Genomic DNA, 10,774 nt, shown 5'->3' on the forward strand with positions numbered 1-10,774 from the left:
TGTTGGCTGGGAGCATGGACTTTTCCACACTCGTCATTGACGCCCCTGCCACTGCCTGGACCGGAAGGAACGACGGCGAGGGCCCCGGCCACCGCCGCTGGTGGCAGGCCGTTGGAACCGACCCCGCTGGCACCCACGACCCGGCGCTGCCTGCCCCCGCTGCACTCCTGGGCTTTTGCTCTGATGCCGGCGTGGCCCGCAACTTGGGCCGCACCGGCGCAGCCACCGGTCCTGCCGCCATTCGTTCGGCGCTGGGTTCGTTTGCCTTCCACGGCACCCGCAGCGTCACCGACGCCGGGAACGTCGTCGTAACGGGAGATGCGTTGGAGGACGGTCAGGCCCGCGCCGGAACGGCATTGACCCGAATGCTCGACGCCGGATACCTCACCGTTGCGCTGGGCGGCGGCCACGAAACCGCCTATGCCAGCTACCTTGGAGTGGCCGCCACGGCCGCCGTGGCCCACGGAGCCCGCCTGGGTGTGCTGAACCTTGACGCCCACTTTGACTTGCGTGAAGCCTCTGCTCCCAGCTCCGGGACGCCGTTCCTGCAGATGGCCCATGCGGAAGCTGCCGCCGGGCGCACACTGAACTACGCCGTCGTCGGCATCAGTGAACCAAACAACACCCGCGCACTCTTCGAGACCGCGCAGGACTTGAACGTGAAGTACCTGCTGGACGAGGACTGTTCGGCGGAGCATGCCGCGGCGTTCGTTTCGACGTTCCTGGAGACCGTGGACATTGTGTATCTGACGATCGACCTGGACGTGCTGCCCGCCGCCACCGCTCCGGGCGTCAGTGCACCGGCCGCCTATGGGGTGCCGCTGCCCGTGATTGCCGCCGTATGCCGCCAGGTTGCTGCCAGCGGCAAGCTGTTCCACGCCGATGTAGCCGAGCTCAATCCGGCGTACGACATCGACGCCCGCACGGCGAGGGTCGCAGCCCGTCTGGTCGACACGCTTGTGCGGTAACTGTGGTGGTCCTGGTGCAGTCAGTGGGCCTCTGCCGCCATCTCTTCGTCCAGGTCGCGGCCGCCTTGGAACTGCGTCATGTAGAGCTTGTAGTAAGCGCCGCGGTGAGCCAGCAACTGCTCATGGTTGCCGTGTTCAACAATGTCACCGTCTTCCATGACCAGGATGGTGTGGGCATCACGAATAGTCGAAAGCCGGTGCGCAATGACAAACGAGGTCCTATCGGTGCGCAGCGCGGCCATGGCGTGCTGGACCAGCAGCTCAGTACGGGTGTCCACCGAGGAGGTGGCCTCGTCAAGGATCAGCAGCGACGGGCTGGCGATGAACGCCCTGGCGATGGTCAGCAGCTGCCGCTCACCGGCAGACACTGTGCCGCCGTCGGCGTCGACCACCGTGTCATAGCCATCAGGGAGTTGGCGTACAAATTTGTCCACCATGGTGGCCTTCGCGGCAGCCACGATTTCTTCATCCGTGGCGTCCAGGCGGCCGTAGCGGATGTTCTCGCGGATGGTGCCTTCAAACAGCCACGCATCCTGGAGCACCATACCCACCTGGGACCTGACTTGTTCGCGGGAGAGCTCGCGGGTGTCCACGCCGTCGAGCAGGATCCGCCCACCGGTCACCTCGTAGAAGCGCATGACGAGGTTGACGAGCGTTGTTTTGCCCGCACCAGTGGGCCCCACGATGGCCACTGTCTGCCCCGGCTCCACTGTGAAGGATACGTCGCGGATCAGCGGGGTTTCCGGCGCATAGCCGAAGGACACGTTTTCAAAGCGCACGTGGCCGTCCGTCCTTGCCGGCAGCAGCTCGGAATCCTCTTCCGCATCCTGCTCGTCGGCGTCGAGAATTTCAAAGGTTCGCTCGGCAGAGGCCACTCCGGACTGGATCATGTTCGCAATGCCTGCCATCTCCCCGATCGGCTGGGAAAATTCGCGTGAGTACTGGATAAAGGCGGTGGCATCGCCGAGCGTCATCTGCCCCGTAGCCACGCGCACACCGCCGACGACGGCCACCAGCACGTAGGAAAGGTACGAGACAAACGCCATGGCCGGCATGATCATGCCGGAGACGAACTGGGCGCCAAAGGAGGCTTTGAAGAGGTGCTCGTTGCGCTCGTCGAACTCTGCCAGCATTTCCGTATCACGGCCGTAGGCGCGGACAAGTTCAAGTCCGGAAAAGGTCTCTTCCACGTGGCCGTTGAGCGATCCCGTATGCTTCCACTGCGCGGCAAAGAGTTTCTGCGAGCGCGAGCCGATCACACCGGCAATGACGGCAGAAAGCGGCAGTGCAATCAACGCGATCAGGGCCAGCTGCCACGACACGATGAACATCATGACGCCAATGCCCAAAACCGTCAGTGCCGACTGCACCAGCTGCGAGAATGCCTGCTGGAGGGCGGCCTGGATGTTGTCGACGTCGTTTGTCACCCGGGACATCAAGTCACCGCGCTGGCGGGTGTCAAAGTAGCCCAGCGGCAGGCGGTTGAGTTTACGTTCAATGTCTTCACGCAGCTTGTAAACAACCCTCATGACGAGGGCGTTGAGCAGATAGCCTTGCAACCACACAAGTGTCGAGGCCACCATGTACAGAACCAGCACTATGACAATGAGCCGGCTGAGTTCAACGAAGTCGATGCCTGCGCCGGGGACCATGTTGGCTTTGGCGAGCATGTCGGCAAACTGTTCGTTGCCAGCAGCCCGCTGCGCGGCGACCAACGTCTCCAGCGGAACACCTTGGGGCAGCCGGGAGCCAATCACCCCATTGAAAATGACGTCCATCGCCGCACCCAGAATTTTCGGGGCAATGACGGTCATGACCACTGATACCGTCACCAGGACCACAACCAGTGAGAACTGGGCACTTTCAGGACGCAGCAGGCCCACCAACCGCTTGACTGAGGGCCAAAAGTGTTCGGCTTTTTTGGCAGGAGTCCCGCCGAACATGTCCCCATCAGCCTCAGTGGGAGTGTATTCAGGGACAAGTTCTTCCAGTGCCTGCGCCTCTGCATCACGTTCAGCAGTTTCTTTGGACCCCGCCGTGCTGGATTCCGCCGTGCTGGATTCCGCTTTGTTTTTACGCATCATTACCCCGCACCCTCAACACTGAGCTGGGATTCAACAATTTCCCGGTAGGTGGCGTTGCTTTCAAGAAGTTCCTCATGTGTTCCGGCACCCACCACTTCACCGCCGTCGAGCACAATGATGTGGTCCGCTTCCCGGATGGTGGAGACGCGCTGGGCCACGATGATGACAGTTGCTCCCGTAGTGGCATCAGCAAGGGATTCACGCAGCCGCTGGTCGGTGGCGACATCGAGGGCTGAGAAGGAATCGTCAAACAAGTAGATGCGTGGACGCGCAGCCAAGGCCCGCGCAATGCAGAGGCGCTGACGCTGGCCTCCTGAGACATTGATCCCTCCCTGCGCAATGGGAGTGTTCAACCGGTGGGGTTTGCCGTCTACAAAGTCTTTGGCCTGAGCCACTCGCAAGGCCTCCCACAACTCGTCGTCACCGGCGTCGGGGCGGCCGAACTTCAAGTTGCTGGCGACGGTGCCGGAGAACAGGTAGGGCTTTTGCGGCACGAGTCCCACGAGTTCCGCCATTTGGGAGCGGCTCAATTCGCTGACCTCCACGCCTCCGATGCGAACCGTTCCGGCCTGCGGATCAAAAAGTCGCGGGATAAGGTTCAACAGCGTGGACTTGCCGGAACCCGTGGAGCCGACAATCGCCGTCGTCTGTCCCTCGCGTGCGGTGAAGCTGACGTTATTCAGCACCGGGCGCTCAGCACCGGGGTAGCCAAAGGAAACAGCGGAAAATTCAACTTCGTGGCGCTCCGGCTGATCCGCCCCGACCGGCACGGCCAAGCTGGGTTCGGCACTGAACACCTCATCGAGGCGTTCAGCGGAAATCGCTGCCCGCGGAATCATCATGACCATGAACACGCCCATCATCACGGCAACGAGTATTTGCAGCAGATATTGCAGGAATGCGGTCAACGAGCCGATCTGCATTTGACCAGCGTCCACCCGGTGCCCGCCAAACCAGAGCACGGCGGCGGTGGCCAGGTGCAGGATCATCATGATCACCGGGAACATCAGTACAAACAGGTTGCCCACCTTGACCGAGACCTTCGTCAGGGCGAGGTTGGCATCCCGGTAGCGTCCGGCTTCATAGTCTTCCCGCACAAACGCCCGAATGACACGGATACCGGTAATTTGTTCGCGCAGCACACCGTTTACGGTGTCGATCCGGTCCTGCATTTCGCGAAACAACGGCAGCAGCTTCACCACGAGAAATCCCACCACCGCGAAAAGCAGCGGCACCGACACCCAGACGAGCCATGACAGCCCCACGTCCTCTCGCAGGGCCATGATGATCCCACCGATGCACATGATGGGTGTGGAAACCATGAAGTTCAGCGCCATCAGCAGCAGCATCTGCACTTGCTGGACATCATTGGTGTTGCGGGTGATCAGCGTCGCCGTGCCAAAGTGGCTTACATCCAAAGCTCCCAAGGCGTTGACCCGGTAGTACACTTCACGGCGCAGATCGCGTCCGATCGCCATGGCCGTCCGCGCCCCAAAGTAGATCCCGCCGATGGCGCTGATCACTTGGATGAAGCACACCACCACCATGGTCACTCCGGTTGACCAGATGAAGTCGGTGTCACCCTTTGCAATGCCCTCGTCGATGATCCTGGCATTGAGCGTAGGCAAGTACAGCGCCGCAACGGTGGAGATCAATTGCAATACAATTACTGCTGCGATCCATGCTTTGTACGGCTTTGCATGGCTGATGGAGAGCCGGAGGAGTTTCAATACGAGATTCGATTCGAATATATCTTTGAAGGATGGCGTAACGAACATTAAACATGCTCAGCACACCATGCACAAGAAATACTTTCCCTGCCCCTCGAACAACGGCGGCGTGGATGGGCCCACGCGCCCGAGGGACCCGCCGCGAGGGACGAGCGGTGGGAGGGCGCGGGGATTAGTTCAGCGGGCCGGTGGCCTTTTCCGCTGCGGCACGGACGGCACCGGAACCGACCAGCTGGTCCGCCTCCTCCAGCTCCGGGGAGAGGAACCTGTCAGGTCCGGGCCCGGGCACCGTTTGGCGAAGCAGCTCAATCACGGCGGCGCCTGCCGGGCCCGGGACCAGTACGCCGTCGGACATGGCAGTGCGCATGTCAATGGCGCGGGCGGCTGCGACGAGCTCAATGGCCAGCACGCGGCGCAGATTCTCCACGGAGCGGCGCAGCTTGCGTGCGGCGTGCCAGCCCATGGAGACGTGGTCCTCCTGCATGGCGGAGCTGGGGATGGAGTCCACAGAGGCGGGTACGGCCAGTCGCTTGGAGTCGGAGACCAGCCCGGCCTGCGTGTACTGGGCGATCATGAGGCCCGAATCCACGCCGGGGTCCCCCGCAAGGAAGGCGGGCAGGCCCTGCGACCGGGCGGGGTCGAGCATGCGGTCGGTGCGGCGCTCGGCCATCGAGGCGACGTCGGCTGCAACAATGGCGAGGAAGTCCAGCACGTAGGCCACGGGGGCGCCGTGGAAGTTCCCGTTCGAGGACACACGGCCGTCCGGCAAGACCACGGGGTTGTCAATGGCAGCGGCCAGCTCGCGGGTGGCAACCATGAGCGCGTGGTCCACGGTGTCGCGCGCCGCCCCAGCCACTTGTGGGGCGCAGCGCAGCGAGTAGGCGTCCTGCACGCGGGAATCCCCCACCCGGTGCGAGGCCACGATGGGCGAATTCGCAAGTACGCGCAGCATGTTATCCGCGCTGACAGCTTGGCCGGGGTGCGGGCGCAGTTGCATGTGCAGTTCGGGCACAAACACCTGGTCAGTGCCCAGCAGCCCCTCGACACTGAGCGCTGCGGTGATGTCCGCAGTGGTGAGCAGCAGCTTCAAATCGGCGATGGCCATCAGCAGCATACCGAGCATTCCGTCGGTGCCGTTGACGAGCGCCAGCCCCTCCTTTTCCGCCAGTTCCACAGGTTCGATGCCTGCCTCGGCCAGTAGTTCCGAGACGGGACGGGTGCCCTTGCTGCCAAAAAGCGTGCCGTCGGGCCCTGCCGCCTCGCCCTCACCCATGAGCACCAGCGCGCAGTGCGAGAGCGGGGCCAGGTCGCCGGAACAGCCAAGCGAGCCGAATTCACGCACTACAGGAGTGATGCCCGCATTGAGCACGTCCACCATGGTTTGCAGCACGACGGGGCGCACACCGGTGCGGCCGCTCGCGAGCGTCTTGGCGCGCAGGAACATCAGCGCGCGGACCACTTCGCGCTCCACGGCCGGACCCATGCCGGCGGAGTGGCTGCGGATCAGCGACTTTTGCAGCTGCGTGCGCTTATCCTCGGGGATGTGCCGGTTGGCCAGGGCGCCGAAACCGGTAGAAATGCCGTAGGCGGGTGTTTCGGAGTGAGCCAGTTTGTCAATATGTGCCCTGACACGTGCGACGCCGGCCAGCGCCTCGTCGCTGATCGTCACGTTCGCGTCATGGCGGGCGACGGCGAGGACGTCTTCGAATGTGACGTCGGAGGAGGAGAGAACGACTGTGCGGGGCAAAACGGCGGCGGCCATGACGGGTTCCTTTGTGGTTCGGTTGCTTAATTGCAACTATCCACGGTTTACCGTCACCGCACCTCCTCATTATGCGTCCGGGTGTCCGGCATCCCAGACCACCACTTGTGTAGGGCGAAAGCACGTGTGCATGGCCCCGCTCTGCTCCGGGGGCTGATATGGTCCCAGGACCCTGCTATAGCGGGGTCCTGGGACCATATCAGCCCCCTTCTTCGCGCCAGTGGCTGATCAGCCGTCGCGGCGCCCATAAATACGCCCCGACAGCACTCCGGCCACCTTCTTGACCCGTTCAGCAAGGTCCGGCCACTGTTCGCTAGGTACCTTCTCAGCGAGGAACGTCACCGCCACTGCCGCAACAGGCCAGCCCAAGTGGTCCGGGACGGCGACCGCCACGGAGGCCAAGCCGTCCGTGACCTCTCCGTTTTCGGTGGCATATCCGCGCAGCCGCACCTGGTCGAGGTGGGCGGACAGGGTGGAATACTTCACGATGGGGTTCGGGGCTTCAGTGCGCGAGGAGAACGCTGCCGTGTTGGGGTACAGTGCGCGGACCTGCGACTTGGGCAGCGCCGCCAAAATGGCCCGCCCGCTTGCCGTGAGGTGGCTGGGCAGCCGCACGCCAACGTCCGTCACAAGGGATGGTCGGTTCTTGGCGCGTTCTTCCACGATGTAAAGGACATCGCGCCCGTGCAGCACAGCCAGGTGTGCGGTTTGCCCAATTTTGTCCACAAGCGCTGCAAGCAGCGGCCGACCTAGACGGGACAGCGGTTCCTGCCGGGAGTAGGCGCTGCTCAGCTCAAAGGCGGCAATGCCCAATCCGTAGCGTTGCTCCTCGTGCAGGTGCATGACGAAGCCGCTCTGCTCCATGACCCCCAGCAAGTGGTAGACGCTGGAGCGCGGAAGTTCCAGCGTGGTGGCAATGGTCGACGCGGCCAACGGTCCCCGCTTGGACGACAACAGCTTCAAAATACGCAGTGTGTTCTCAGCGGCCGGTACTTTCGACGGCGTGCGTTCTATGTCTGTCATGGCTCCCTCGGCATTGAACGGAAATCGCGTTCAGTCTTTGCACAATATAGAATATTGCCGTCTGAAATCCCGGATTCCGAACAATATATGGGTACTTTTCAGCCAAAATCAGGTGCTGGAGTGAGCCACGCCACGGGGAATGGGCCGGTGGCGGGCCATTTCCCACAGCCCGCAATGTAAGAAAGCTCACGCATGAATTCCAAGGGATCCGTCCTGACCCGCGGCTTGAATGCCCGCCATATCCGTTTCATGGCGCTCGGTTCAGCCATCGGCACCGGCTTGTTTTATGGTTCCTCCAGCGCCATTCAAAAGGCGGGCCCGGCGGTTTTGCTTGCCTACATCATTGCCGGCGCGGCAGTTTTCATGGTGATGCGGGCCCTGGGCGAACTAGCCGTCCGCCACCCCGTCTCGGGCTCCTTCGGCCAATACGTCGGCCGCTACCTTGGTCCGCTGGCCGGGTTTGTAACCGGCTGGACCTACGTTTTCGAAATGGCGATTGTGGCCATTGCCGATGTGACGGCCTTCAGCATCTACATGGGCTTTTGGTTCCATGACGTCCCGCGCTGGATCTGGGTGCTGGCCATCATCTTCTTCCTGGCCGCCCTAAACCTGCTCAGTGTGAAAGTGTTTGGCGAGCTGGAATTCTGGTTCTCCCTTGTCAAGGTTTCAGCCATCATCGCCATGATCGCCGGAGGCGCGGCCATCATTGTGTTCGGCTTCCAGTTCGACGGCGGCCAAGCCGTTCCAGGGCTGGGGAACCTGGTGGCGCACGGCGGCTTCATACCCAACGGCTGGACCGGGCTGCTGGCGGCCTTTGCCGTGGTCATGTTCGCCTTTGGTGGCATTGAAACCATCGGCGTGACGGCAGGCGAAGCTGCAGATCCCAAGAAGAGCATTCCGGCAGCCGTCAACACCGTCCCCGTGCGCATTCTACTGTTCTACGTGCTGACTATCGGCGTGCTCATGAGCCTGGTCCCGTGGCAGGACATCACTGGTGAGAGCAGCCCGTTTGTCCAGATTTTCGACTCCCTCGGTATCCCACTAGCCGGTCACATCCTCAACGCAGTGGTCATCACGGCAGCCCTCTCCGCCGTCAACAGTGACATCTTTGGTGCCGGACGCGTACTGTTCGGCCTGTCCCAGCAAGGCCACGCACCTCAAATCTTCGCCAAGATTTCCCGCGCAGGCGTCCCGTGGATGACCGTTGTCCTCATGACAGGGGTACTGCTGCTCGGGGTGGTTCTCAATGCCACCATCCCCGAGGACGTGTTCCTACTCATTGCCTCGATCGCCACGTTCGCCACCGTGTGGGTGTGGATCATGATCCTCGCCTCCCACGTGGCCATGAAACGCGAGATTGCCCGCAACAACCTCGCTCCTTCGGAATTTCCGGTCCCGCTCTGGCCACTGGCCTCCATCCTTACCGCAATCTTCATGGCCGGCGTGCTGGCGCTGTTGGGTCTCTACCCGGACACCCGCGTGGCGCTGTGGGTCGGCGGAGCGTGGCTGGTGCTGCTCGCCGTCGCGTTTAAGCTGTGGGTGCGCGGGGACGGACGACGCCGTGCCCACCTCCCTGACGAGTCGGCAACTCTCACCGCGGCTGCCGATACGGACGCTCCGGCACTCACGTAAGGCTCGTTGACGCATGAATACCGACCAGGCTGATTGTCAGCCCGGCTCGACGTCGCTAAGTATCGTTGCGCTGCGGCCAAAGTGGCGGACCTTGGCATCGTCCCACAGCTGGGCGGGCATGGCGCCGCCGAGCAAAACCCGGGCAAGGCCCGCGCCGTCGCCCAAAGGTGAATCGCTGCCGGCAATGATGACATTGCCGGAACGCCGGCCCTTGAGCATGGGAGGGTCGGCTATAATCACCGTGTGCTTGAAGGCTGCGGCAATAGTGGCGGCTTCGCGGCGGGCCGTGGTGAGCGCGGGTGAGTCCCCGCAGTTCACAACATATACGCCACCAGGAATAAGCACCCTTTTGGTGGCCGCGGTGAACTCGGCTGTGGTGAGCGGGTATGGGGTCTTGGCTCCGGCAAAAACATCCCGAATGATCAGGTCCCGGCTGGCCTCCGTGAGCGACTCCGTGACTTCACGAGCCTCCCCCACACGAATTTTCAACAAGGGGGCTCGGGGCAGGTCGAACCAGTCGCGGACGTAGTTGGCCAGTTTGCCGTCAATTTCCACAACGATATTGCGGGAGTTCGGATAGGCGGCAACGAGGTAGCGCGGCATGGAACAGGCCGCACCTCCCAGGTTCAGTGTGCGCAGCTTTGCCCCTGCATCCCATCGATCGTGCACCAGGGCAATGATCCAACGCATGTATTCGAACTCGAGTCGAAGCGGGTCGGCCAGGTCCACGTGGGAGCTTTGCGCGCCGTTGAGCATGAGCAGCCAGCCGTAGGGGTTGTCGCCGTCGGGGATCAGCTCGGCCGTGCCGGTGTCGGTTTGAAACGTGCCGGCGACGGGTCCTTTGCCCACGGTGACCGGTTCCGCAACAACATTCTTTGGTGTGCGCTGGCGCCCCATTAGAGGTTCCCGCAGTTGACGAGGATGGCGGCAGTCAGCGAAATAGTCACCCTGCCAGCGTAGTGCAGGGTCAGCGTACGACGGCGATCGCGAATCCGTCCCAGCCCTTGGTCCCCACCGTTTGAATGGCTGTTGCGTCAAGGTCGGGACTGCTGCCCATGAAGTCGAGGGACGCCCGGATGGCGTCCGCGTCGGGGTCATTCCCCGGCGCCAAGATGGTGCCCTCCCAGATCATGTTGTCCACAACAACCACGGTCCCGGGCCGGCCCAGCTTCACCGCCCATTTCAGGTACTCGATGTTGTTGCCCTTATCAGCGTCGATAAAGACGAAGTCGTACGGCTCCACGCCAACGAGGGTGGGCAGGGTGTCCAAGGCAGCGCCTATCCGGATGTCCACATTGTCAGCAAAGCCGGCGGCAGCAATGTTTGCCTTCGCCACGGCAGCATGTTCGGGCAGAAATTCGCATGTGGTGATGTGGCCGTCGTCGGGCAGTCCGCGAGCTAGCCAAATGGTGCTGAAACCAGCCAGCGTGCCTATTTCCAACACGCGCCTAGTAGTACTTTGTTAGGTTGGGGGTGGCCGTTGGCAGGCGGGACAGCGGTCGAGCATGCCGATGATGATTTCCTGGAGGGCTTTTAGGACGCCGTAAAGACTGTGTCCACCGCTTGAACTTTTGG

At 62.4% G+C, this 10,774-nt stretch carries 7 protein-coding genes and 1 pseudogene; 2 read left to right on the plus strand and 6 right to left on the minus strand.

From position 1 onward, the window contains the following. Window positions 1-14 precede the first annotated feature (14 nt). Window positions 15-968: a formimidoylglutamase gene (gene hutG, locus JMA46_RS01165; protein WP_207343450.1), complete on the plus strand. Its 954-nt coding sequence runs from the start codon at window positions 15-17 to the stop codon at window positions 966-968. A gap of 20 nt (window positions 969-988) precedes the next feature. On the opposite strand, the gene JMA46_RS01170 is transcribed toward hutG, so the two are convergent. The 4 genes from JMA46_RS01170 to JMA46_RS01185 form a co-directional block, all read right to left on the minus strand. Further along, window positions 989-3,049 carry an ABC transporter ATP-binding protein gene (locus JMA46_RS01170; RefSeq protein ID WP_207343482.1) on the minus strand — a complete coding sequence of 687 codons (2,061 nt, stop codon included), beginning with the start codon at window positions 3,047-3,049 and terminating at the stop codon, window positions 989-991. Window positions 3,050-3,051: 2 nt separating this feature from the next. Continuing rightward, complete coding sequence (locus tag JMA46_RS01175) at window positions 3,052-4,782, minus strand: ABC transporter ATP-binding protein (RefSeq protein ID WP_207343451.1); 1,731 nt, start codon at window positions 4,780-4,782, stop codon at window positions 3,052-3,054. 172 nt (window positions 4,783-4,954) lie between these two features. Then, window positions 4,955-6,544, minus strand: a complete 1,590-nt coding sequence (gene hutH / locus JMA46_RS01180; protein ID WP_207343452.1) for a histidine ammonia-lyase — start codon at window positions 6,542-6,544, stop codon at window positions 4,955-4,957. A 228-nt stretch (window positions 6,545-6,772) separates the two neighbouring features. Continuing rightward, window positions 6,773-7,567, minus strand: coding sequence for an IclR family transcriptional regulator (locus JMA46_RS01185; protein WP_207343453.1), 795 nt, complete (start codon window positions 7,565-7,567; stop codon window positions 6,773-6,775). A gap of 192 nt (window positions 7,568-7,759) precedes the next feature. Between JMA46_RS01185 and JMA46_RS01190 the strand changes: the two genes are divergently transcribed. Next, window positions 7,760-9,199, plus strand: a complete 1,440-nt coding sequence (locus tag JMA46_RS01190; RefSeq protein WP_207343454.1) for an amino acid permease — start codon at window positions 7,760-7,762, stop codon at window positions 9,197-9,199. A 36-nt stretch (window positions 9,200-9,235) separates the two neighbouring features. Here the strand turns inward: JMA46_RS01190 and JMA46_RS01195 are convergent, their stop codons facing one another. Beyond that, window positions 9,236-10,096 (minus strand): fused MFS/spermidine synthase, encoded by an 861-nt coding sequence (locus JMA46_RS01195; RefSeq protein ID WP_207343455.1) that lies wholly within the window; start codon window positions 10,094-10,096, stop codon window positions 9,236-9,238. Window positions 10,097-10,166: 70 nt separating this feature from the next. Then, window positions 10,167-10,649: pseudogene (locus tag JMA46_RS01200) on the minus strand (O-methyltransferase); the annotation flags it as partial. Window positions 10,650-10,774 lie beyond the last annotated feature (125 nt).

The sequence above is a fragment of the Arthrobacter sp. E3 genome (genome assembly GCF_017353415.1).
Taxonomy (GTDB): domain Bacteria; phylum Actinomycetota; class Actinomycetes; order Actinomycetales; family Micrococcaceae; genus Specibacter.

Coding starts and splice junctions, on each gene's coding strand:
- hutG (WP_207343450.1), top strand. CDS start 15: ATGGACTTTTCCACACTCGTCATTGACGCCCCTGCCACTGCCTGGACC.
- JMA46_RS01170 (WP_207343482.1), bottom strand. CDS start 3,049: ATGCGTAAAAACAAAGCGGAATCCAGCACGGCGGAATCCAGCACGGCG.
- hutH (WP_207343452.1), bottom strand. CDS start 6,544: ATGGCCGCCGCCGTTTTGCCCCGCACAGTCGTTCTCTCCTCCTCCGAC.
- JMA46_RS01185 (WP_207343453.1), bottom strand. CDS start 7,567: ATGACAGACATAGAACGCACGCCGTCGAAAGTACCGGCCGCTGAGAAC.
- JMA46_RS01190 (WP_207343454.1), top strand. CDS start 7,760: ATGAATTCCAAGGGATCCGTCCTGACCCGCGGCTTGAATGCCCGCCAT.
- JMA46_RS01195 (WP_207343455.1), bottom strand. CDS start 10,096: ATGGGGCGCCAGCGCACACCAAAGAATGTTGTTGCGGAACCGGTCACC.